Annotated in this window: 15 protein-coding genes; 7 read left to right on the top strand and 8 right to left on the bottom strand. The window is 74.0% G+C overall.

Annotation, left to right across the window (positions count from 1 at the left end):
• Nucleotides 1-288 precede the first annotated feature (288 nt).
• On the top strand, nucleotides 289-1797 hold the full coding sequence (locus A4V12_RS12030) for a DUF4246 domain-containing protein (protein ID WP_064069293.1): 1509 nt from the start codon (nucleotides 289-291) through the stop codon (nucleotides 1795-1797).
• 80 nt (nucleotides 1798-1877) lie between these two features.
• Here the strand turns inward: A4V12_RS12030 and A4V12_RS12025 are convergent, their stop codons facing one another.
• Together A4V12_RS12025 and A4V12_RS12020 are read right to left on the bottom strand one after the other, a co-directional pair.
• Nucleotides 1878-3266, bottom strand: a complete 1389-nt coding sequence (locus A4V12_RS12025; protein ID WP_064069306.1) for an endo-1,4-beta-xylanase — start codon at nucleotides 3264-3266, stop codon at nucleotides 1878-1880.
• Nucleotides 3267-3507: 241 nt separating this feature from the next.
• On the bottom strand, nucleotides 3508-4533 hold the full coding sequence (locus tag A4V12_RS12020) for a LacI family DNA-binding transcriptional regulator (protein ID WP_079136994.1): 1026 nt from the start codon (nucleotides 4531-4533) through the stop codon (nucleotides 3508-3510).
• A gap of 200 nt (nucleotides 4534-4733) precedes the next feature.
• Here A4V12_RS12020 and A4V12_RS12015 point away from each other — a divergent pair, with 200 nt between their 5' ends.
• From A4V12_RS12015 to A4V12_RS12000, 4 genes are read left to right on the top strand one after another with little or no spacing between them, the layout of a single operon-like run.
• Nucleotides 4734-6002 (top strand): ABC transporter substrate-binding protein, encoded by a 1269-nt coding sequence (locus tag A4V12_RS12015; RefSeq protein WP_423551274.1) that lies wholly within the window; start codon nucleotides 4734-4736, stop codon nucleotides 6000-6002.
• Nucleotides 6003-6020: 18 nt separating this feature from the next.
• Nucleotides 6021-7055 carry a carbohydrate ABC transporter permease gene (locus tag A4V12_RS12010; protein ID WP_079136993.1) on the top strand — a complete coding sequence of 345 codons (1035 nt, stop codon included), beginning with the start codon at nucleotides 6021-6023 and terminating at the stop codon, nucleotides 7053-7055.
• Nucleotides 7052-7870 (top strand): carbohydrate ABC transporter permease, encoded by an 819-nt coding sequence (locus tag A4V12_RS12005; protein ID WP_064069289.1) that lies wholly within the window; start codon nucleotides 7052-7054, stop codon nucleotides 7868-7870. The genes A4V12_RS12010 and A4V12_RS12005 overlap by 4 nt, the downstream gene beginning before the upstream one ends.
• An 8-nt stretch (nucleotides 7871-7878) precedes the next feature.
• On the top strand, nucleotides 7879-10326 hold the full coding sequence (locus A4V12_RS12000; protein ID WP_079136995.1) for a beta-glucosidase: 2448 nt from the start codon (nucleotides 7879-7881) through the stop codon (nucleotides 10324-10326).
• A 96-nt stretch (nucleotides 10327-10422) separates the two neighbouring features.
• On the opposite strand, the gene A4V12_RS11995 is transcribed toward A4V12_RS12000, so the two are convergent.
• The 6 genes from A4V12_RS11995 to A4V12_RS11970 form a co-directional block, all read right to left on the bottom strand.
• A complete protein-coding gene (locus A4V12_RS11995) occupies nucleotides 10423-12642 on the bottom strand; it encodes an NADP-dependent isocitrate dehydrogenase (protein ID WP_064069288.1) in 2220 nt (739 codons plus the stop codon).
• Nucleotides 12643-12679: 37 nt separating this feature from the next.
• Nucleotides 12680-17203 (bottom strand): non-ribosomal peptide synthetase, encoded by a 4524-nt coding sequence (locus A4V12_RS11990; protein WP_064069287.1) that lies wholly within the window; start codon nucleotides 17201-17203, stop codon nucleotides 12680-12682.
• Nucleotides 17200-18987 carry an AMP-binding protein gene (locus A4V12_RS11985; protein WP_064069286.1) on the bottom strand — a complete coding sequence of 596 codons (1788 nt, stop codon included), beginning with the start codon at nucleotides 18985-18987 and terminating at the stop codon, nucleotides 17200-17202. The genes A4V12_RS11990 and A4V12_RS11985 overlap by 4 nt, the downstream gene beginning before the upstream one ends.
• The gene (locus A4V12_RS11980) at nucleotides 18984-19250 is read right to left on the bottom strand and encodes a phosphopantetheine-binding protein (protein ID WP_064069285.1); all 267 of its coding nucleotides are present in this window, start codon (nucleotides 19248-19250) and stop codon (nucleotides 18984-18986) included. Before A4V12_RS11980 ends, A4V12_RS11985 begins: the two co-directional genes overlap by 4 nt.
• Nucleotides 19251-19598: 348 nt before the next feature.
• Complete coding sequence (locus A4V12_RS11975) at nucleotides 19599-20363, bottom strand: peptidoglycan recognition protein family protein (protein WP_064069284.1); 765 nt, start codon at nucleotides 20361-20363, stop codon at nucleotides 19599-19601.
• Between the two features lie 173 nt (nucleotides 20364-20536).
• Nucleotides 20537-21190: a class I SAM-dependent DNA methyltransferase gene (locus A4V12_RS11970; RefSeq protein WP_064069283.1), complete on the bottom strand. Its 654-nt coding sequence runs from the start codon at nucleotides 21188-21190 to the stop codon at nucleotides 20537-20539.
• Between the two features lie 128 nt (nucleotides 21191-21318).
• Between A4V12_RS11970 and A4V12_RS11965 the strand changes: the two genes are divergently transcribed.
• Nucleotides 21319-22761 (top strand): WGR domain-containing protein, encoded by a 1443-nt coding sequence (locus A4V12_RS11965; protein WP_064069282.1) that lies wholly within the window; start codon nucleotides 21319-21321, stop codon nucleotides 22759-22761.
• Nucleotides 22758-23246, top strand: coding sequence for a hypothetical protein (locus A4V12_RS11960; protein ID WP_064069281.1), 489 nt, complete (start codon nucleotides 22758-22760; stop codon nucleotides 23244-23246). Before A4V12_RS11965 ends, A4V12_RS11960 begins: the two co-directional genes overlap by 4 nt.
• The last annotated feature ends 77 nt before the right edge of the window (nucleotides 23247-23323 follow it).

Genomic DNA, 23323 nt, shown 5'->3' with positions numbered 1-23323 from the left:
TGCTGCAAGTACCCCGAACCGGTCCCGACCGGCATCCGAACCTCGGCGAGCCGGTCCTCGACCGGTACGGGCTGGAACGTGAGGGCCGGCGCCCGCGCGAGCCCGGCCTGCCGGGTCCGGGAGCGACCGCCACGGGTCCCCGCGGGATCAGGGGCGGGGTCGCCGGCCGGGGCCGATGTGGGGGCGGGGGCGGGGGCGGTGTGCGGCCGCAGTGGGCGCGCGGCTGCGGTGTCGGTCCGCTCGGCTATCCTTCCCGCCACCGCACACCGACTGTAGGGACCACGAGACTTGACCGGCCTGCCCGCCTTCCCGCTGCCCTTCCACACGTCCCGTCACACGACGTTCGCGACGCCCCGCACACTGCGCGAGCTCCAGATGATGCAGTGCAGCGCGCACATCCGGGCCAAGCCGGACTGGTTCGACAAGATGCACGACGCCGGCATCGTCGCCACCTGGACGCGGGAAGCGATCGCCCAGGGCCTCACCGAGGCCCAGGTGCGGTACGTGCTCGCCGAACTCGCCCACTACGCCGCCCTGCGGGACGCACGGACCGGCATCGAGGTGTCCGCCGTCGACGGGGTGTGGCAGTCGGACACCCTGATCGACGACGCGCTCAGGGCCCGGCTGCGCGAGGCGGTCCGGGTCCTGGAAGAGGTCCCCGAAGAGGAGCGGGACTGGCATCCCGGATCCGGCGGACAGGTGCTCGACCTGGTCCATCCCTCACTGTTCTGCCTGGTGAGGGAGGTGAGCGGCGCACCCGAGCGGGCATGGCGGAACCCGACGGACCGCTGCGAGAAGTACGAGTTCTCGGAGAGGTTCCAGTGGCTGCCCACGGACGTCGACGTCCACGACGACGGTGGGGTCGCCTTCCGCTCGTACATCAACAACGTCCACCCCGAGGCCCACCGCGAACTGGCCGCCCTCCTGCCCGACCTGTTCGCGCGCATGCTCCCGCTGCTGGAGAACGTGCTCACCGACCTGCGGCATCCCCGGCCCCTGCGGATCGAGGCCGACCCCTACGGCTGGTACGACTCGGAACCGGAGTACCCGGACAAGTCCTCCTACGGTGACGACGCGGCCTACGCGGAAGCCCTGCGCGCCTGGGAGCTGGCCCAGGACGACTGGTGGGAGAACCGCCGCCCGGTCGTCCCGGACGCCCCTGCCTTCACTCCGCCCGAGCCGCCCGACGCGTCCGCCCGGGTCGACCTCCGCGGCCGCCGTCTCCAGGTGATCGTCAAGCTCGCCACCGTGCACCTCACACCGGACCAGCCCGAGTACCCGGGCGGTTCCTGGCACGTCGAGGGGATGCTGAACGAGCGGATCGTCTCGACCGGCATCCACTACTGGGACAGCGAGAACATCACCGAGAGCCGGCTGGGTTTCCGGGCGGCACTCGACGACCCCGACTACGAGCAGAACGACGACAACGGGCTGCGCGAGGTCTACGGCCTGGAGGACGAGGACGCACTGAACCAGGTGTTCGGATCGGCGTCGACGCCGGCGGGGCGCTGCCTGGCGTTCCCGAACGTCCTCCAGCACCGCGTCGGCCCGTTCCGCCTCGCGGACCCCACCCGGCCGGGACACCGCAAGATCCTCGCGTTCTTCCTGGTCGACCCGTCGACGACGATCGTCTCGACCTCCGACGTGCCACCGCAGCAGCCGTGGTCCGACACCTCCACCATGACGACGGCGCAGGCCAAGGCGTACCGCGAAGAACTCATGCGGGAGCGCAAGTTCTTCATCGACGAGCACAACGAGCAGCTGTACGAGCGGGAGTTCTCCCTCTGCGAGCACTGACCCCGTGCGGCGGTGCGCGCGGCGGGCGGCGGGCGGCGGCTCCGTGGCCCGCCGCCCGCCACGCGCGGCCGGGGGCGGCGTCAGGACGCGGTGCAGGCGCCCAGCACGGGCGGCGCCGTGCTGCCGTTGGTCATGACGGTGAACCCGAAGGTGGTCGAGGCCCCGGCGGCCAGCGAGCCGTTGTGGCTGGGCCTCATGGTCATGACGTTCCCGCTGCCGTCCCAGGCGGGGGAGCCGTTCCAGGTCGCCGAGACCCTCTGCGGCGGCGTCACCGTCACCGTGGTGGTCCAGCCGGTGATGGGGGTGCTGCCCGCGGTGACCGTCACCTGACCGTTGAAGCCGCCGTTCCACTGCGCGGTCGTGGTGTACGAGACGGAGCAGCCCGCGCTCCCGCCCCCGCCCCCTCCTCCGCCGGTGCCGCCGAGCGCGGCCAGCACGGCGTCGTAGGCGGGCTTCTTGGTGTAGCTGCCGTCGAAGAGCAGCGGGGTGCCGCCGCTGCGCCACGAGTACTTGTCGGTCACGCCCCAGACCGTGATGCCGGTGCAGCGGGTGACGGCCAGGCAGGCGCCCACCACGTTGCCGTAGGCGGTGGCCTGCGCGCTGCCCGAGCCCTCGATGTCCAGCTCCGTGATCTGGACGTCGACGCCCAGGTCGGCGAAGCGCTGTAGGTTCGCCCGGTAGTCGGCGGGCACCGGTGACGCGCTGTTGAAGTGGGACTGGAAGCCCACGCAGTCGATGGGGACGCCCCGGGCCTTGAAGTCCTTCACCATGGCGTGGACGGCGTTGCTCTTCGCGTTCACACCGTCGGTGTTGTAGTCGTTGTAGCAGAGCTTGGCCGACGGGTCGGCCGCCCGGGCCGTGCGGAACGCCTCCTCGATGAAGCCGTTGCCCAGCTTGTCCTGGAAGGGCGAGCTGCGGCGGGCGCCGCTGCCGCCGTCCTGGAACGCCTCGTTGACCACGTCCCAGGCGAACACCTTGCCCTTGTAGTGCTGCATCACCTGGGTGATGTGGTGGTTCATCGCCGACCGGAGGTCGCTCGCACCCAGGCCCGCCACCCAGCCGGGGAGCTGCGAGTGCCATACGAGCGTGTGGCCGCGCACGGACATGCCCCGGCCCTGGGCGTGAGCGACGATCCGGTCCGCCGGGCCGAAGGCGAAGGTGCCGCGGGTCGCCTCGACGGCGTCCCACTTCATCTCGTTCTCGGGGGTGACCGAGCCGAACTCCCGGTCCAGGGTGGAGACGTAGCCGGCCTCGCCCAGGTACTGCGCCGAGACGGCGGCGCCGAAGTAGCGGCCCTTGGCGGCGGCAGCCGATCCGAGGGTGCCGGCCGCCTCCGCCGCGCCGGTGAGCGTGGTGACGCCCGCGGCGGCGAGCAGGCCCGCCGTTCCCAGGATCAGTGCGCGGCGGGCCCGGGAGCGCCGGGCCGGACGCGGGGGCCGTACGTGGCCCTGCGGAGCCACTGTAGTCATGGTCATGTCAACCTCCTCTGACGGAGGCCGGACGGGTTCCGGCCCCGGGGCGTACGGGGGACGCGCGCGGATCGATGAGGGCGTACGAAAGTTTCGGAAGTTCTGCCGAATGTGCGTGGAGACCATACGGCCGCCCGCCCCGGCGGTCAACCACCGGCGCACGGGCCCGGGGCGGGCGCACCGCCGATACGGCAGGGCCGGCCCCCGGTGGAGGACGGGGGCGGCGCCGGCCGCCGTCGCCTCAGGCGTCCGGGGGCGGCGGCGCGGTGCTCTTGCGGACCACCAGCCGGGTGGCCAGCTCCATGCGCAGGGCGGCCTTCCCGGGGTCGCGGGGCCGCAGCAGCATCTGGGCGGCCTCCTCGGCCATCTGCCGCAGCGGCTGGTGGACCGTCGTGAGCGCCGGGCTGGACCACTGGGCGAGCGGGACGTCGTCGTACCCCACCACCGACAGGTCCCGCGGCACACCGAGGCCCTTCAGGCGGGCGGCCTCCAGGACGCCGAGCGCCTGGAGGTCGCTGCCGGCGAAGATCGCGGTGGGCCTGCCGGGGCCCTCGAGCAGTTCCATGGCCCGGGAGAACCCGCCCTGGACGTGGAAGTCGCCGAACCGCACATGGCGGGGGTCGACCGGGAGGCCCGCCATGGTCATGGCGGAGCGGTAGCCGTCGAGCCGGGCCAGCGAGCACATCATGTCCTCGGGTCCGGTGATGATCCCGATGCGTTCGTGGCCGAGGTCGACGAGGTGCCGGGTGGCCGCCATCCCCCCGGCCCAGTTGGCGGAGCCCACCGACGGCACGTCCGGCTCCGGGTCGCCGGCCGGGTCGATGATGACGAACGGGATCGCCCGTGACCGCAACTGCTTCTTGACCCGGTCCGGGAGGGTGGAGAAGACCAGGACCACGCCGAGCGGACGCCGCCGCAGCACTCCGTCCACCCAGTCGGGGCCGGGCGCGTGGCGGGTGCCGCTCTCGGTGAGGACGACGGCGGCGCCGTGCGCCTTCGCGACGTTCTCCACCCCGCGGATGAGCTCCATCGCCCAGACGCTCTCCAGCTCGTGGAAGACCAGCTCGATCAGGGGCGCCTGGGGCGTCCCGGCCGCCCGCCGCCGGTAGCCGTGCGCCTCCAGCAGCTGTTCCACCTTGGTGCGGGTGAGCAGCGAGACGTCGGACCGGCCGTTGAGGACTTTCGAAACCGTCGAGAGGGACACCCCGGCCCGGGTGGCCACCTCCGCCAGGGTGACCCGGCCCTCCGCCCCGTCGTCATCGCGCATGCGACGAAGGATAGGACACGCCCCGAGGTAACGGTTCGGTCGCGTGGACGCACGCCCGTTGACCTCCCGGGACGACTGCCCCTACGGTCCCGCAGCACCAAGACTTTCGGTAATCATGCAGAAACTTTCGAAGGGTGGGGCATGTGAAGGGGCATGTGAAAGGGCTCGGAAACCCGGGGGCGCACCTCCGGCGCACGCTGGTGAGCGGTCTCGCACTGGCGCTGGCACTCGGCCTCGCGGCCTGCGGCGGTGGCGGCGCCTCCTCGTCCGGCGCGGCCGAGTTCCACGTCCTCGTCTACGGCGACGCCACCAACAAGGTGGAGCAGCGGCTCGTCGACGAGTTCAACAGGACGTCGGAGGTGAAGGCCGTCCTGGACACCATTCCCGGAGCCGACTACCAGCAGAAACTCCAGACGATCATCAACACCCCGCAGGCCCCGGACGTGTTCTTCAACTGGGGCGGCGGGAGCATCCGGCCGTACGTCGACGCCGGGCTGCTGCTGCCGCTCGACGGGTTCACCAAGAGCGACCCCGCGCTGGCGTCCGCCTTCCTGCCGTCCGTCTACGAGACCGCGGTCGTCGACGGGAAGCCGTACGGCATCCCCATGCGCGGCACGCAGCCGGTGCTGCTGTTCCACAACAAGAAGGTGCTGGCCGACGCCGGTGTCGAACCGCCGCGGACCTGGAGCGGCCTGCTCGACGCGGTCAAGGCGCTCAAGGAGAAGGGCGTCACACCGATCGCCCTGGGCGGCGGCGACAAGTGGCCGACCCTGATGTGGTTCGAGTACCTCTACGACCGCGTCGCGGGACCCGGGCTCTTCGCCAAGGCGCTGGAGGGCGACCGGAGCGCCTGGGAGAGCGCCGACAGCCGGAAGGCGCTCGGCATGCTGAAGCAACTGGTCGACGCGGGCGCGTTCGGCGACAACGCCGACTCCGTGAAGTTCACCGACGGGGGCTCCCCGGCGCTCCTGGCGAGCGGCCGCGCCGGCTTCGAGCTGATGGGCTCGTGGGCGTACGCCACCCAGCAGGAGGCCGACGCCGAGTTCGCCGGGAAGGACCTCGGCTACACCGCCTTCCCCGCCGTCGAGGGCGGCAAGGGCGACCCCGCGAACCTCGTCGGCAACACCAACAACTTCTACTCCGTACTGAAGAAGACCCGGCACCCGGAGGCCGTGGCGGAGTTCCTGAAGCTCATGTACTCCGACCGGTTCGTCAAGGAGCAGCTGTCCGTCGGCAACCTCCCGACCACCACGAACACCGAGAAGTTCCTCGGCACCGCGGCCAACCCCGCGTACTCCCGCCACCAGTACGAACTGGTCGAGAAGGCGCCGTCGTTCCAGCTCTCGTGGGACCAGGCCTACCCGCCGGCCGCCATGACGCCCATCCACCAGGCCGTGCAGGAGTTCTTCGCCGGACGGACCGACGCGGACGGCTTCATCAAGGCCATGCAGGCCCTTCCCACCGCCTAGGCAGACATGTCCTCACACATGAAGACGCGGATACGGAAACAGACGCGGAGCCGGACGGCGACGGGGGCGGGCGGCGACGAGCGGGGCCGGGTACGGACCGCTCGGCGGTCCGCCGGCGGCGGCCGTGCCCCCGACCGCGGGCGCGGGGCGTCACGGCGGGCGCGGGAGCGGTACGGAAGCCGGGTGGGCCGGCCCGGCTTCGTCTGGGCCGTCCCCGCCACGGTGTTCTTCGGCCTCTTCGCGATCACGCCGCTGATCATGGTCGCCGCCCTGTCCTTCACCAGCTGGAGCGGACTGGGACCGCCGCGGTTCGTCGGCGTGGACAACTGGACCCGGGTGTTCGCCGACCCCGTCATGATCGAGAGCGTCTGGCTGAGCCTCCTGGTCACCTTCCTGGGCGTGGCGGTCCAGACCCCGCTGAGCGTCCTGCTCGGAGTGTGGGCCGCCGGACAGCAACGCAACCGCGCCGTGCTGTCCGCGATCTACTTCGTCCCCCTGCTGCTGTCCACCACCGCCGTGTCGGTGCTCTGGCGCGCGGTGCTCGACCCCAACTTCGGGGTGCCCTCCCGGGCGGCGTGGCTGTTCGGCGACGGCAACCTGTTCGGTACCCAGGCCGGTGCCATCGGCGTGCTCGCCTTCGTCAGCACCTGGCAGTTCACCCCGTTCCACACCCTCATCCACCAGGGCGCCGCCCGCGCCGTCCCCCGGGTGCTGTACGAGGCCGCGGAGATCGACGGCGCGGGCCGGGTCCGGCAGTTCTTCCACATCACCCTGCCGCAACTGCGCAACTCCGTGATCACCTCGACGATCCTGATGGTCGTCGGCGGGCTCACCACCTTCGAGACCGTGCTCATCCTGACGCAGGGCGGGCCCGGCACGGACACCACCATCACCGCCTATTACATGTACCAAAAGGCCTTCAAGGGCTTCGACTTCGGCGCCGGAGCGGCCGTCGCCCTCGTCCTCGTCGTCGCGGCCACCCTCGTCTCCCTGATCGTGGTGCGCGTCTCCGGCTACGACAGGATGCGCAGCGACATGGAAGGCGTGTCATGAACCGACGCCCCAACCACCTGGCCGGCGCGGGATCGCTGGTCTGGCTCCTGCTGGTCGGCCTCCCCCTGTACGTGATGATCACGGCGACCCTGCGGACGCGCTCCGACTACGCCCGGCGAGGGCCCCTCGCGCTTCCCGAGCGGATCACCCTCGACAACTACACGGGCGCGTTCTCCACCGGCTTCGGGCGGTACTTCCTCAACACGCTGACCGTCACCGTCTGCGTGGTCGGCCTGGTGCTGCTGCTCGTCCCGCCGCTGGCGTACGCGATCGTCCGCAGCCGCTCGCGCTTCGCCTCGTCCGCCTTCCGGCTCTTCCTGCTCGGCCTGGCCGTTCCCGCCCAGGCCGTGATCGTCCCGATGTTCTACCTCATCAGCGAGGCGGGTCTCTACGACAACCTGCTCGGCGTCGTCCTGCCGACGGCGGCGTTCTGCCTGCCCGTCTCCGCGCTGGTGCTCAGCGGGGCCATGCGCGACATCGGCCCGGAGCTGTACGAGGCGATGGCGATGGACGGGGCGTCACCGCGCCGGATGTTCTTCCAGCTGGTCCTTCCGCTGTCGAGGGGCGGCCTGTCGACGATCGTCGTGTTCTCCGCCCTCCAGGCCTGGAACGGCTTCCTGTTCCCCCTCGTCCTCACCCAGTCCGACTCCACCAAGCTGATCACCCTGGGCCTCTACGACTTCCGGACGGAGCACGGGATCGACATCCCGGGACTGCTGGCCGCGGTGGTCCTGTCCATGGTGCCCGTCCTGCTCGTCTACCTGTTCGCCCGTCGCGCCCTGGTCCAGGGCCTGATGGGCGTGGGAGGAAAGTGACCGCCGACATGGCAGCCCACACGACCACCGACCCCACGCAGACCGACACCGATACCGACACCGATACCGACACCGACACCGACACCGATACCGACACCGACGCCACCGCCGTCCCGGTCTGGAACGACCCCGCACTCGACATCGACACCCGCGTCGGTGCCCTGATCGCCGAGATGACCACCGAGGAGAAGATCGCCCAGCTCTTCGGCGTCTGGGTCGGGGCATCGGCCGACGGGGCCGGAGTCGCTCCGCACCAGCACGACATGGAGGAGGCCGTCGACCTCGACGCCCTCCTGCCCGCCGGGCTCGGGCAGCTGACCCGCCCGTTCGGCACCGCACCGGTCGACCCCGCCCTCGGCGCGCTGTCCCTGGCACGCACCCAGCAGCGCATCGTCGCCGCCAACCGCTTCGGCATCCCGGCCGTGGCCCACGAGGAGTGCCTCGCCGGCTTCGCCGCCTGGAAGGCCACCGCCTACCCCGTACCGCTGTCCTGGGGAGCCACCTTCGACCCCGACCTGATCCGGCGCATGGCCCGCGCCATCGGGACGGACATGCGCTCCGTCGGCGTGCACCAGGGGCTCGCGCCCGTCCTGGACGTGGTGCGCGACGCCCGCTGGGGCCGCGTCGAGGAGACCATCGGCGAGGACCCCTACCTCGTCGGCACCATCGCCACCGCCTACGTCCAGGGCCTGGAGTCCGCCGGAGTCGTCGCCACCCTCAAGCACTTCGCCGGCTACTCCGCCTCCCGCGCCGGACGCAACCTCGCCCCCGTCGCCATGGGGCCGCGCGAACGGGCGGACGTCGTCCTGCCGCCCTTCGAGATGGCCGTCCGCGAGGGCGGCGCGCGCTCGGTGATGCACGCCTACACCGACACCGACGGCGTCCCCTCCGCCGCCGACGAGGAACTACTGACCGGGCTGCTGCGCGGGACCTGGGGCTTCGACGGGACGGTCGTCGCCGACTACTTCGGCATCGCCTTCCTCAAGACGCTGCACGGCGTCGCGGACAGCTGGGCCGACGCCGCCGCCACCGCGCTCCGCGCCGGGGTCGACGTCGAACTGCCCACCGTGAAGACCTTCGGCGAACCCCTCCGGCAGGCCGTCGCCGACGGCCGCGTACCCGGGGAACTCGTCGACCGCGCCGTCCACCGGGTGCTGCGGCAGAAGGCCCGGCTCGGCCTGCTCGACGCGGGCTGGAACCCCGTCCCGCCGGCGCTGGAGGGGGCCTGCCTCGACGACCCGGAGGCCCTGCGCGGCACGGTCGACCTGGACGGGCCCGCCAACCGGGACCTCGCCGCCCGGATCGCCGACCGGGCGGTGGTCCTCCTCGGCAACGACGGCACCCTGCCGCTCACCGGCCCCCGCACCATCGCCCTGGTGGGCCCGCACGCCGACCGGCCCACGGCCGTCCTGGGCTGCTACTCCTTCCCCGTCCACGTCGGCACCCAGCACCCGGACACACCGGCCGGCATCGGCCTGCCCACCCTCCGCGAGGCGCTGGAGCGGGAGTTCCCCGGCGCGACCGTCCGCACGGCCTACGGCGCGGACGTCGACGGCGACGACACCTCCGGCTTCCCCGAAGCCCTGCGCGCCGCACGTGAGGCGGACGTCGTCGTCGTGGCGCTCGGCGACCGTGCCGGGCTCTTCGGCCGCGGCACCAGCGGCGAGGGGTGCGACGCCGGTTCGCTCGCCCTGCCCGGCGTACAGCAGGAGCTGCTCGACGCCCTGCTCGACACCGGCACGCCGGTGGTGGCCGCGCTCTTCGCCGGCCGCCCCTACGCCCTGGGCCGGGCCGTCGACGAGGCGGCCGCGGTCGTGCAGTCGTTCTTCCCCGGCGTGGCCGGCACGACCGCCGTGGCGGGAGTCCTCAGCGGCCGGACCAACCCCTCGGGGCGGCTGCCCGTCAGCGTGCCGCGCACCCCGTGGGCGCAGCCCTCCACCTACCTGGCGCCACGGCTCGGCCGGGCCACGGACGTGTCCAGCGTCGACCCGACCGCCGCGTACGCCTTCGGCCACGGCCTGTCGTACACGGCCTTCGCGTGGACGGACCTCACGGTCGGCGACGGCACCGCCGCCACCGACGGCGAGTTCCGGCTCGCCTTCCGGCTGCGCAACACGGGGGAGCGGGAGGGGACGGAGGTCGTCCAGCTGTATCTGCACGACCCCGTGGCGTCGGTCGTCCAGCCGGTGCAGCGGCTCGTCGGGTACGCGCGGGTGCCGCTGGCCCCGGGGGAGTCGTGCCTCCTGGAGGCGACGGTCCCGGCGGACGTCGCCGCGTTCACCGGCCTCGACGGGCGCCGCGTCGTCGAGCCGGGGGAGCTGGAGCTGCGCCTGGCCGCCTCCAGCAGCGACATCCGCCTGACCGCGCGGGTCGCCCTGACGGGTCCTGCCCGGTACGTGGACCACACCAGGCGCCTCCACGCCCGGATCGGCCCGGCCACCGCGCCACCGCGCTGAGACGGCGGCCCGCGCGGGCGGTCCCGCGGACACCACCGCCCCGGCCGGGTGACCCGGCCGGGGCGGTGGCTGTCGTGCGGTGCCGGCGCCGAGGCGTCAGGCGAGGGTGGCGAGGGCCTGGTTGAACGTCTGCGACGGGCGCATGACGGCCGAGGCCTTGGCCGGGTCGGGCTGGTAGTAGCCGCCGATGTCGGCCGGCTCGCCCTGGACGGCGATCAGCTCCTCGACGATCGTCCCCTCCTGCTCGGACAGCGTCTGGGCGAGCGGGGCGAACGCCTTGGCCAGCTCGGCGTCGTCGCTCTGCGCCGCCAGCTCCTGGGCCCAGTACAGGGCCAGGTAGAAGTGGCTGCCGCGGTTGTCGATGCCGCCGAGGCGACGGCTCGGCGACTTGTCCTCGTTGAGGAACGTCGCCGTCGCGCGGTCGAGGGTGTCGGCCAGGACCTGGGCGCGGGCGTTGCCCGTGGTCTGCGCGAGGTGCTCGAAGCTGACCGCGAGGGCGAGGAACTCGCCCAGGCTGTCCCAGCGCAGGTAGTTCTCCTTCACCAGCTGCTGGACGTGCTTGGGCGCGGAGCCACCGGCGCCCGTCTCGAACAGGCCGCCGCCGTTCATCAGCGGGACCACCGAGAGCATCTTGGCGCTGGTGCCCAGCTCCAGGATCGGGAAGAGGTCGGTCAGGTAGTCGCGCAGCACGTTGCCGGTGACCGAGATGGTGTTCTCACCCCGGCGGATCCGCTCGACGGACAGCTTGGTCGCCTCGACCGGGGACAGGATGCGGATGTCCAGGCCCTCGGTGTCGTGCTCCGGCAGGTACCGCTCGACCTTCTCGATGAGCACGGCGTCGTGCGCGCGGGTCGCGTCCAGCCAGAACACCGCCGGGTCGCCGGTCGCGCGGGCACGGGTGACGGCGAGCTTCACCCAGTCCTTGATCGGCGCGTCCTTGGTCTGGCAGGCGCGGAAGATGTCGCCAGCGGAGACGGCCTGCTCCAGGACGACGTTGCCGGCCTGGTCGACGAGACGGACGGTGCCCGTGGTGGGGACCTCGAAGGTCTTGTCGTGGCTGCCGTACTCCTCCGCCTTCTGCGCCATCAGGCCGACGTTGGGTACGGAGCCCATCGTCGACGGGTCGTAGGCGCCGTTGGCGCGGCAGTCGTCGATGACGACCTGGTAGACGCCGGAGTAGCTGCTGTCCGGCAGGACGGCGAGCGTGTCGGCCTCCTGGCCGTCCGGGCCCCACATGTGGCCGGAGGTGCGGATCATGGCCGGCATGGAGGCGTCGACGATGACGTCGGACGGGACGTGCAGGTTGGTGATGCCCTTGTCGGAGTCCACCATGGCGAGCTCGGGGCCCTCGGCGAGCTCGGCGTCGAAGGACGCCTTGATCTCGGCACCCTCGGGGAGGGACTCCAGGCCCTTGTAGATGCCGCCGAGACCGTCGTTCGGGGTCAGGCCGGCCGCGGCGAGCTTCTCGCCGTACTGCGCGAACGTCTTCGGGAAGAAGGCGCGCACCACGTGACCGAAGACGATCGGGTCGGAGACCTTCATCATCGTCGCCTTGAGGTGCACGGAGAACAGCACGCCCTCGGCCTTGGCACGGGCGACCTGCGCGGTCAGGAACTCGCGCAGCGCGGCGACGCGCATGACGGAGGCGTCGACGACCTCGCCGGCCTGGACGGGGACGGACTCGCGCAGCACGGTGGTGGTGCCGTCGTCGCCCGCCAGCTCGATGCGGAGCGAACCGGCCTCGCTGACCACCACGGACTTCTCGGTGGAGCGGAAGTCGTTCTCACCCATGGTCGCGACGTTCGTCTTCGACTCGGGGGTCCAGGCGCCCATGCGGTGCGGGTGCGTCTTGGCGTAGTTCTTGACCGAGGCGGGCGCACGCCGGTCGGAGTTGCCCTCGCGCAGGACCGGGTTCACGGCGCTGCCCTTGACCTTGTCGTACCGGGCGCGGATGTCGCGCTCCTCGTCGGTCTTCGGGTCGTCCGGGTAGTCCGGCAGCGCGTAGCCCTGCTGCTGCAGCTCGGCGACCGCGGCCTTCAGCTGCGGGATCGAGGCCGAGATGTTCGGCAGCTTGATGATGTTGGCGCCGGGCGTCTTGGCCAGCTCGCCGAGCTCGGCGAGGGCGTCGTCGATGCGCTGACCCTCCTCGAGGTACTCGGGGAAGCCGGCGATGATGCGGCCCGCCAGCGAGATGTCGCGGGTCTCCACGCGGACGCCGGCCGTCGAGGCGTACGCCTGGACCACGGGCAGGAACGAGTGCGTGGCCAGGGCCGGGGCCTCGTCAGTGTGTGTGTAGATGATGGTCGAGTCAGTCACCGGGTGCTCCGCTCCACGTCTGCAACATTGCTCGACATCAAGATATCTCGTGATCGACCTGTTCTCGACAGGGGCCCGGAACCTTCCCCGCGGGCGGGGGCGGCAGGAACCCGTCGCGGACGAAGGAGCCGACGCAGCGGTCCAGGAGCGCGTCGTCGACCTCGGGCGGAACCACCCCCGAGCCGTGCAGCGCCCGGCGCGTCGCGGACGAGTCGAACAGCGGGGAGCCGGCTCCGGCGGAACCTCCCCGGCCGCGGCCCGCCGGGGCGGGGTCGCACGGCGGAGGACCCGGCCGGGCCGGCGTGGCCCCGCCCTCCGGCGGGAGGAGGCCCAGGAGCGGGTACGCCGCGTTCCGCGGGTGCCGCTCCACGTGCCGGTGCCAGTCCTCCAGCGGGACGCCGTCGAGCCGGTACCCCAGCGCCCTCAGGCGGTCCGCCACCTCCGTGAACGGGCGCAGCCGCTCGCTGGAGAGGTGGAAGACGCCCCCTGCCGCCGCGGGGTCGGCGGACAGCACGGCGATCGCCCCGCTGACGTGGTCCACCGGCACCAGGTCGAAGTCCGAGACGTAGTCGTCCGGCGCCAGACCCGCCTGCACGCACCCCTTCACCAGCAGCCACAGGAAGTCGGACGTCTGGCACACCCCGGTGGCCCGGGAGGCGCCGATCCTCGTGGGGCGGTACACCGTCACGGGCAGGCCGCGGTCCCGCGCCTCGGCGACCAGGGTCTCGGCCACCCACTTCGACTCGGCGTACCCGTTGCGCAGCAGCGTGACGTCACCCAGCGGGTGGCCGGGCAGGACCCGCCCCACAGGCGGGCCCGCCGGCGGGAAGACCCCCACGGTGGAGACGTGGTGCACGGGCACCGTGCGGTGGGCGGCCGCCAGGCGCAGCACCTCGGCGGTCCCGTCGACGTTGGCCGCCCTCAGCCGCTCGTAGCCGTACGCCAGGTTCACCTCGGCCCCGCAGTGGAACACCGCGTCGACGGTACGGGCCAGCTCGTCGAACCGGTCCCGCCCCAGCCCGAGCCGCGGCAGCGTCAGGTCGCCGGGCACCACCACGACGCGGTGCGCGCGGGAGGTGTCCCGGAGCCGGTAGCGCTCCAGCGCGGCGCGCAGCCGGCCGGCCGCGGCGTCCGCGTCCGGGGCGCGCACCAGGCAGTGCACGACCGCGCCGGTCCGCTCCAGCAGCTCGCGCAGGAGGAACGCGCCGAGGAACCCGGTGGCGCCCGTCAGCAGGACGTGACGCGGGTCGGCGGCCACCCGCACCACCTCCCGGGCGGGCGCGATGTCAGGCGCGAGGGTCTCCGGGCCGATGGCCGGCACGGCCCGCCTCCGGGAGGCGGCGACCCGCGCCAGGCCGCGGAGCGTGGGCGCCGCCACGACGTCGGCGGGCCGGACGTCCAGCCCCAGCTCCGTACGGAGGCGGACGGACAGCCGCACGGCCAGCAGCGAGTCGCCGCCGAGGGAGAAGAACGACCGGTCCGGATCGGTGTCATCGGTGCGCAGCACCTCGCGCCAGAGCGCGGCCAGGCCGGCGGGCACCCCGGGCGCGCCCCGGCCGGCCGGCCCGGGGCCGTCGTCCTCGGCGCGCCCGCCCGATCCGTACAGCCGGTGCACGGCAGCCCGGTCCGTCTTGCCGCTCGCGGTGAGCGGCAGCCCGGGGACGCGGACCACGGACGCCGGGAGCAGGTACGGGGGGAGCCGGTCGGCGAGCGCCGCGCGCACCTCCCGCGGGCCGGGCGCCCCCGGAGCGGTTCCGGTGTAGTACGCCACGAGCCGCCTGGTGTCCGCGTCCGTCCCGTCCACGTGGACGACGGCGTCCGTCACCCCCGGCACCGCCTTCAGGGCGGCCTCCGCCTCGCCCGGCTCCACCCGGTACCCGCGGATCTTGACCTGGTCGTCGTCGCGCCCCAGGAACCGGATCGTGCCGTCCGCCAGGAAACGCCCCAGATCGCCGGTGCGGTACAGCAGGCCGCCGCCGGACGGCGCCGTGCCGAAGGGGTCCGGCAGGAAGCGGCTGCCCGGCCCCGGGGACCCGGACAGGTGCCCGAGCGCCACGGCGTCCCCCGCCACGCAGATCTCCCCGGCCGTGCCGACCGGAACCGGCCGCTGCCGGCCGTCCAGGACGTACACCCGGCTCCCCGGGACCGGCCGCCCGATCGGTGGCCGCTCCGGCCACTCGGCGGGCGCCCCGGTGAGCCGGTGGGCGGTGACCACATGGGTCTCCGAGGGGCCGTACTGGTTCTCCAGGTACGCGCCGGGGCAGCCGGCGGTGAAGAACCTCCGGATCGCCGGGGTCACGTACAGCTGCTCCCCGGCCGTGATCACCTCGCGAAGGCTCCCGGCGCCGCGGCCGGTGGCCACGGCGTACTCGGCCAGCTGCTGGAGGGCCACGTAGGGGAGGAACAGCCGGTCGACCGCGTGCCGCGCGATCAGGTCGAGCACCCGGTGCGGATCGCCGCGCGTCCCGTCGTCCGCGACGACGAGCGTCCCGCCGCACGCCCAGGTGGCGAAGGTCTCCTGGAACGCCACGTCGAAGCCGAGCGGTGCGAACTGGAGCGTGCGGGACCCGGTGCCCGCCGCCGAGCGGCGGCGCTGCCAGTCCAGGAGGGCGGCCAGGGAACGGTGGGGCAGCGCCACGCCCTTGGGGTGCCCGGTCGAGCCGGAGGTGTACACGATGTACGCCACGTCGTCCGGGGCGGTCGCGGCAAGAGGCCCGCCGGTCGTCGCGTGCGAGGGCCCGGCGGCCGGCGGGTTCCCGGGAGCGTCGTCCACGAACAGGACGGGCACCCCGGTGCCGGGCAGGTCCGGAGTCGCCCGGGTCGTCAGGAGGGCCGCCATACGGCTGTCGCGCACGACGCGCACCGCGCGCCCGGCCGGGAGGGACGGTTCCAGCGGCACACAGGCGGCGCCCGCGCGGAGCACGCCCAGCACGGCGACGAGAGCCTCCACCGACCGCCCTATGCGGATGCCTATCCGCTCACGGGCGAGCCCCTGGGACACCAGCAGGCGGGCCACGTCCCCGGACGCCGCCCACAGCTCCCCGTACGTCACGGTCCGCGCGCCGTCCACCACGGCGGGGGCGTCCGGCACCGCCCGTACCGTCCGCGCCACCAGCTCGTGGGCGTGCGGCGGCGGCCAGGGACCCTCCGGCCGGGGACCCGCGCTCAGCACCTCCGTCACCAGCCGCCGTTCCGCCTCCGGCATGACGTCCAGATCGTCCACGGCCGCGTCCGGGTTCCGCGTCGCGTCGGCGAGGAGGGCGAGGAAACGGCCGGCCAGGAGCTCGGCGGTCGACGGGTCCAGGAGGCCCGTCGCGTACTCCAGCAGGGCGCGGTAGCCACCGCCCCCCTCGACCGGGACGAGTTCGAGGAACACGTCGAACTTGGCGGTGCCGTCGTGGCCGTGGAGGCGTTCGGCCGAGATCCCCGGCAGCCGCAGCCCGGGCGCGTGGGCGTCGTCCACCGTGAACACCACCTGGAACAGCGGGAACCGCCCCGGCACCCGCTCGCCCGCCAGCTCCGCGACGAGCCGGCTGTGCGGCACGTGCCGGTGCGCCATGGCCCCGCGCACCAGCGCGGTGCTCTGTCCGACCAGCTCGCGGAACGTCTGCCCCGGCCGGACCCGCTGCCGCAGCGGCAGCACGTCGCTGAGGCACCCGATCAGCGGTTCCAGTTCCAGCTTGTCCCGCCGGGTCACCGGGGTGCCCAGGACCACGTCGTCCTGCCCGGCCAGCCGCGTCACCAGAGCGGTGAGGGCGGCGGTGAACAGCGCGAACGGCGTGGCGCGGAGCCGGCGGCAGGCAGCGCGCACCGCGCCGGCCAGCTCCGGGCCGATCGTGAAGCGGTGCAGTCCGCCCCGGTGGTCCGGCACGGCCGGGCGGGGCCGGTCCAGCGGGAAGGCCGACTCGGCGGGGGCACCGTCCAGGACCCGGCGCCAGTACTCCATCGCCTCGTCCGGGGCCGTCCGGGCCCGTGCCTCCTCTCGCCGGCGCTGGGCACGGGCGTAGGCGCCGAACGTCGTCGGCAGCGGCGCCCACCGCGGCGGCCGGCCCTCGACGGCCGCCCGGTAGCCCTCGCTGAACTCCTCGTCCAGCAGCCGCAGCGACCACCCGTCGATCACCGCGTGGTGCAGCGCGACCGCCAGGACCGCGTCCCGCTCGCCGGTGCGCAGCAGCGTCGCCCGCAGCAGCGGCGGCCGGTCGGTCGGCAGGGGACCGGAGACGGCCGCCCGGATCGCCCCGGGCAGCGCCTCGGGGCCCACGTCCAGGACGGCCAGCGGAACCGGTGCGGGCGGGAACACCCGCTGCACGGTCCGGCCGTCCTCCTCCATCAAAAGGGCGGAGCGCAGCGGCTCGTGGCGCGCGACGACACCGGTCAGCGCCGCCCGCACGGCCCGGACGTCGAGGTCACCCCGGAGCCGGTGGATCCACGACTCGACGTACCGCCCCGCCCCCGTCCCGGACGGGTCGCCCTCCTGGAAGCGGTCGTTGAGCCAGATCGACTCCTGCTCGGACGACATGGGGTGGGTGACGGGCGCGTCCCCGTCCGTGTACGGCGTCACGCGCCGGCCTCCGTGCCCCCGCCGAGCGGGCCGAGCGTACGCAGCAGCGCGGACCGGTCCAGTTTCCCGTTCGCGGTCAGCGGCAGCTCCGCCGCCGCGCGCACCAGGTCGGGCACCAGGTGGCGGGGCAGCCGGGCGGCGAGCTCCCGCCGCACGGTCCGGGGGATTGGCGGGGCGCCGGCGGTGGCCCGCGTGTAGAACAGCGCCAGCCGCTCGTACCCGCCGTTCGCGCCCGGCACGGGGACGACGGCGCAGTCGGCCACGCCCGGCAGGGTGCGCACGACGGCCTCCACCTCCTCCGGCTCGACCCGGTGTCCGCGCACCTTGACCTGCCGGTCGGCCCGGCCGGTGAAGTGCACGACGCCGTCGGCGTCCTGGAAACCGAGGTCCCCGGTCCGGTACATCCGGGTGGGTACGCCGTCGGCGGCGACGGTCGGGAAGGCACGGGCGGTCAGGTCCGGGTCGCCCAGGTACCCCAGCGCGATGCCGTCGCCCGAGACGCAGATCTCCCCGGTGGCCCCCGGCCCGGCCGGCCGGTCGCCGTCCAGGACGTGCACCCGGCGGCCCGGCACCGGCGCGCCGACCGGTATCCCGGACGGGACGTCGCAGTCGGAGCGGCGCACCCGGCGGGCGGTGGTGAACACGCAGGTCTCGACGGGCCCGTAACCGTTGGTCAGGACGACGGACGGGTGGCGGTCGAGGAAGGCGCGCACCCGGGGCACGGAGAGCCGCTCACCGCCCGTCAGCACGTGGCGCATCCCCTCGAAGCAGCCCGGGTCCTCGTCGACGAACAGGTGGAACAGCGACGCCGTGAGCCACACCGTGTCCACGCCCTCGCGCTCGACGAGGCCGCGCAGCGTGCCGGGCATCAGGTAGCCGCCGCCGAGGAGCACGCTCGTCCCGCCGTTGACCAGCGGGCCCCAGGTCTCCAGCGTGAAGCCGTCCCAGGACACCGGAGCCGCCTGGGGCATCACCGGCGGCCCCGTACCCGTGGAGGTGAAGGGCGCGAAGCCGCCGTCGAGGAGGCTGAGGGTGGCCCGGTGCCCCGAGACCACCGCCTTGGGGCGGCCGGTGGTGCCCGAGGTGAAGAAGACCGTGGCCGGGCAGGCCCCGTCCACCGGTGGCCGGGGCCCGCGCGGCCCGGCTCCCCGGCGCCCGGCCGGATCGCCGGACGGTCCCTCGGACACGGCGTCGTACGGGACTTCGTACGGGGTTCCGCGCGGTGCTCCGGCCGCGAGGTGGGGAGGGGCCTCGTGCGGTGCTCCGCCCAAGAGATGGGGCGGGACGTCGACCGGGACCCGGGAAGGGGCTCGGGACGTGGTCCCCGGGAGCAGTCCCCGCGGGGCCGGCGCGCACCTCGGGACCCCGTCCTGGGCGCCGCCCAGGTCCTCCGCCGCGACCGTCACGCGCGGCGCCAGCCCGGCCGTCACCGCACGCAGCCGCCCGGCGGGCCAGCCGGGATCCAGTGCGGCGTACGCCGCGCCCGTCTTGAGCACACCGAGGAGGGCCGCCACGAGCGTCGCCGAGGGCGCCAGGACGACCGGCACGAACACACCCGGTCCGGCGCCCCGGGCGAGCAGTTCCGCCGCCCACGCGTCGGCCGCCGCGTCCAGCTCCGCGTACCCGATCCGCAGGTCGCCGTCGACCAGCGCGACGGCGTCGGGGGTCAGGGCCGCGTGCCGCTCGACGGCCTCATGGATCAGGGTCGCCGGGCTCCCGGCCGCCGGGCTTCCGGCCGCCGCGGTGGCGCCGGTGACCCCGGGGGCCGCGGCGGCGCCGGTCATCGCGCGCCCCGGACGGCGGCGACGGCCGACGCGAACCCGGCGAGGTCCTCGCTGTCGAGCAGGGTCTCGGGCGGTACCTCCACGTCCAGTTCGCGGCCGACGCGCAGGCATATCCGTATGGCGTCCAGGGACGTGCCGCCGAAGTCGTAGAAGCTGTCCGTCAGCCGGTGCGGTCCGGCGCCCGTCACCTCGGCCACGACGGACAGTACGACGTCCACCACGCCGTCCACCACGTCGTCCTCGGCGGGCCAGGTGCTGTCCATGCTCACGTGGGGGGCTGACACCCTCGGATTCCCTTCTGGTCACTCGGCTCGAAACCGCCACCGTCGGACCGGTCCTCTCGAACAGGTCCCGCGAGCCTTCGCACATCCTGCCCCATGCCCCGCGCGTCCGTACCGGGGCGGCGGGCACGTGAATCGTCGCCCCATGTGCTCGTTTCCCCAGGCGGACGGTTTCCGGCGCGGGCGGGAACGGGAGAGGGCTGCTCGAACGGAGCGTTTCGAAGGAAGTGCGGCCGCCCGCCGGAAGTGCCACAACGTGTCTCGGAAGAGCGGGCGTTCGGCTCCCCTCCCTTCCCCGCCCTCTTCCGTGCGGCTCGGCCGCCCGTGTGCCTACCGGCGCTGCAACCGGGCCGCCCGCGCGCCGATCTCCGGCAGCTCGGCGTACAGGGCGGCGCCCGGACAGCGCGTCGGATACCCGTCCGAGTGGCCGCCGACCACGGGCAGCACCGCCTTCGTCCCCTTCGGGAAGCGCGCCTCGTCGTGCGTCGACACCAGGGTGACCCGTCCGCGCGGATCGGGACCCCGGGGCCCGAGCTTCCAGGCGACCAGCCGTGCGAGCGCGTCCAGCATCGGCTCGGGCACGGTCCCGCCGCGCTGGAACGTGCCGATCGCGGCGATGCCGACGGTCCCCTCGTTGAACCCCGCGGTGTGCGCCCCGATCACGGGCCGGTCGACACCGCCCGCCCGCCCCTCGTAGATGGTGCCGCACGCGTCCACGAGGAAGTTGTAGCCGATGTCGTCCCAGTGCCTGCCGTACGCGTGCCCCGCGTACAGGTCGCGCAGCGTCCGCGGCACGGTCGCGCAGTCGTAGCCGTTGGGGGTGCTGGTGTGGTGGATGACGACGGCCTTCACGGCCGGGGCGTACCGGGCGCCGGGCGCGGTGTCCACGCTGTCGGCGTGCCAGGCCCGGCGCGGCACGATGGCGGGCCGTGGTCCCTGGTGGCTGACCTTCCGCGGCCGTTCGCGGTCCGGCGGCGACGAGGCCCTTCCCGGCAGGATCCCGGAGGGGTGCAGCCACAGGGAGGTCGCGGCGAGGAGCACGAGCACCGCCAGCGCGGCGGCGCTGCGGTACCGGCGCCTCCGCATCAGCTGCATGCTCCACCCTCCGCTCGTCGGCACGCGGCCGCGCGGTGGTGCCGCGCCCACCCCGGCCGGGGCCGTCACCGCCATCGTCCCCGGGTGACGGCTCCCGCGCCCGCCGGACTGCTCCGAGTGGCTGGGGCGCGCGTGCCGGGGCACGGAGCCCGGCGGGATCCGGGGGACCCGCCCTACGTCCGGGCCGGTTTGCGGGCCAGCAGGAAGGCCTGCGGTGTCCGCTCCGTCGGGTGCGCCTCACGCAGCAGCCGCGCCTCCACGGTGAACCCGGCCTCCGCCAGCAGGGCGGCGAGCCGGTCGGGGGACCACCGGTGGAAGTCGAGCGCGACGGTGCGGCCGAACGCCTCGGTCAGGCGCAGCGGCTCGTCGCCGACCTGGAACGCCAGCAGCAGGTGGCCGCCGGGCGCCAGCACCCGGTGGAACCGGGCCAGCACGCCCGGCACATGCCCGGGCTCGATGTGGATGAGGGAGTACCAGGCGACGACGCCGCCCAGGACGCCGTCCCCCAGGTCCAGGTCCGTCATCGACCCCTCCTGGAACCGCAGATCGGGGTACGCGGTCCTGGCACGCTCCAGCATGCCGGGCGACAGGTCGATGCCGAGGACGTCGAGCCCGAGGGTCGTCAGGTGCGCCGCGACCCGGCCGGTGCCGCAGCCGATGTCGGCGACCCGTCCGCCCCCGGTGCTCCGCACTGTCGCGGCGAAGGCCGCGAGCATCGCGCGGTCCAGCGGCTTGGCGTCGAGGTCGCCGCGGACGTACTCCTCGTAGTCGGCGGCCATGGCGTCGTAGGACTCACGGGTGGCGCGCTGTCCGGGTGTCTCGGTCATGGACCGTGATCCTAGGGAGTGCCGGGGCGCCGCCGGCCCGCGGGCCGATTGTCAGTGGTGCCTTCTACCTTTCGGGAAGTGGGACGCGCGGATCAGGCCGCGCGGTCCGTCCTGGGGAGGGGTCTGCCATGTCGACGACGTCGACGACGTATCTGGAGCTGTCACAGGACGGCGGCGGTGCGCACAAGTTCTACGAGGTGACGGTGGCGGGCCAGGTGGTTTCCGTGCGCTACGGGCGCATCGGCGCGGCCGGGCAGACGCAGACGTCGACGTTCGCGACCCCGCAGAAGGCGCAGGCCGCGGCGGCGAAGAAGGTGGGCGAGAAGGTGCGCAAGGGGTACGCGCCGGCCGTCCCCGGGCAGCGCGCGCCCCGGGCGGTCACCCGCCGTCAGGTCTCCTCCGCGCCGTCGACCGCGCGGGCGGTGGCGCCGGTGCTGTGGCGGTTCCGCACCGGCTCGGCGGCCTTCGGCATCCACGTCGACGCCGACCGCTGCTGGGTCGGCAACCAGTCGGGCGACGTGTACACCCTGGACCACGCGGGCGAGGTCCTCGCCCGGTACAGCCTGCCCGACGGGGTCAAGTGCCTGGTCGCCGACGACTTCTGGATCTACGCCGGCTGCGACGACGGCCGGGTGTACGACCTGTCGTCGAAGCTGCCGTTCGCCGCGTACGACATCGCCGCGGACGTGGACATCTTCTGGCTGGACATCCACGAGGGCGTGCTGAACGTCGCGGACCGGGGCGGCCGGCTCACGGTGATCGACCACGAGGACGAGCACCAGTGGTCGCGCGGCGGCCGGGGGGAGCACGCCTGGATGGTGCGCGCCGACGACCGGGCCGTGTACCACGGCCACTCCTCGGGTGTGACGGCCTACGCCCCGGACGGCGGCGGGGAGTTGTGGCACACGCGCACCAGGGGCGCGGTGCTGTTCGGCTGGCAGGAGTCCGACGCGGTGTACGCGGGCACGGGGCAGCGGGTGGTGCAGCGGCTGTCCAAGACGGACGGCGCGCTGGAGGCGACGTACGCCTGCGACAGCGCGGTCTACTCGTGCGCCACCTCGCCCGGCGGCCGGTTCGTGTTCGCCGGTGACGCCGCGTCGTCGGTGTACTGCTTCGACCGCGACGGCACGCGCCTGTGGAAGCTCGGCACGGGGGGCGGTTCCGCCCTGTCGATGCAGTACCACGAGGACCGGCTGTACCTGGTCACCACGGACGGCTCGCTGGTGTGCGTGGACGCGAGCGAGGCCGCGATCACGGCCGCCCAGCAGGGCACCGTGCCGGTCGCCCGGGACGTGAAGCTCGCCGCCGCGCTGCCCACGTACGCGCCGGCCACCGCGGTGGCCTCGGTGACGACGGTGACGGCCGCGCCGGCCGGCGCGGTGGTCGTGGAGTGCGTCCAGGAGGGCGGGCGGATGCGCGTGCACGTGGTGTCGGACGGTTACGAGCGTTCGTGGAGGGTCCAGTTCCCGCGCGCGATACGGGAGCCGGGCGCGCGGTACGTGGTGGACGCCCTGCACCCCGCGTCGGGAGGCTTCTACCGGGTGCGGGGTGACATCAGGAGGCTGCTGTGACCGACGAGGGGTTCGAGGCCGCGACGGGGGACGGGCCCGCTCCGCCGGCGACGGCGGGTGCGGCGGAGCGACGGGCCGCCGAAGTGCGGGTGGCGTTCGAGGGGCTGTTGCAGATCCGGCGCCTGACCGGCACGGCGGGCGGGGACCCGGCGGCCGTGCCGGCGGTGTGGGAGCGCAACCGGCCGGTGCGGGCGGTGGCCCTGGCCCTGGAGGCGGCCGGGGTCGCGCCCTCTGCGGTGGACGCGGAGGGGCGCCGGGTGGCGACGGGGTACCGCGTGGCGCCGGGGGAGGGGCCGGGGACGGTGCGGGTCGAGTGGGTGGGCCCGCCGGGCGGCGGGGCGGCCCAGCAGGAGGAGGACGCCCTCGGCGCGTGCGCCCGCGTGCTGGGCCCCCTGGGCTGGGAGGCCCTGCTGTACCGCGGCCCGCGCAAGCGCCGCTTCCTGGAGGTGGAGCCCGTGCCCGCCGGCGGGCCGCCCGCCCGGTGAGCGGCGGCCCGTTCCGGGGCGGCCGCTCACCCGGACGGCGCACCAGCACCGTCCGCCGGGGGCCGCACCGGGCGACA

The organism is Streptomyces noursei, from assembly GCF_001646665.1.
GTDB classification, from domain to species: domain Bacteria; phylum Actinomycetota; class Actinomycetes; order Streptomycetales; family Streptomycetaceae; genus Streptomyces; species Streptomyces lavendulocolor.
The sequence above is the reverse complement of the archived record's forward strand: the minus strand, read 5'-3'. Positions and strand labels throughout refer to the sequence as shown.

Coding starts and splice junctions, on each gene's coding strand:
- A4V12_RS12025 (WP_064069306.1), bottom strand. CDS start 3,266: ATGACTACAGTGGCTCCGCAGGGCCACGTACGGCCCCCGCGTCCGGCC.
- A4V12_RS12020 (WP_079136994.1), bottom strand. CDS start 4,533: ATGCGCGATGACGACGGGGCGGAGGGCCGGGTCACCCTGGCGGAGGTG.
- A4V12_RS12010 (WP_079136993.1), top strand. CDS start 6,021: ATGAAGACGCGGATACGGAAACAGACGCGGAGCCGGACGGCGACGGGG.
- A4V12_RS12005 (WP_064069289.1), top strand. CDS start 7,052: ATGAACCGACGCCCCAACCACCTGGCCGGCGCGGGATCGCTGGTCTGG.
- A4V12_RS12000 (WP_079136995.1), top strand. CDS start 7,879: ATGGCAGCCCACACGACCACCGACCCCACGCAGACCGACACCGATACC.
- A4V12_RS11985 (WP_064069286.1), bottom strand. CDS start 18,987: ATGACCGGCGCCGCCGCGGCCCCCGGGGTCACCGGCGCCACCGCGGCG.
- A4V12_RS11980 (WP_064069285.1), bottom strand. CDS start 19,250: ATGGACAGCACCTGGCCCGCCGAGGACGACGTGGTGGACGGCGTGGTG.
- A4V12_RS11975 (WP_064069284.1), bottom strand. CDS start 20,363: ATGCAGCTGATGCGGAGGCGCCGGTACCGCAGCGCCGCCGCGCTGGCG.
- A4V12_RS11970 (WP_064069283.1), bottom strand. CDS start 21,190: ATGACCGAGACACCCGGACAGCGCGCCACCCGTGAGTCCTACGACGCC.
- A4V12_RS11965 (WP_064069282.1), top strand. CDS start 21,319: ATGTCGACGACGTCGACGACGTATCTGGAGCTGTCACAGGACGGCGGC.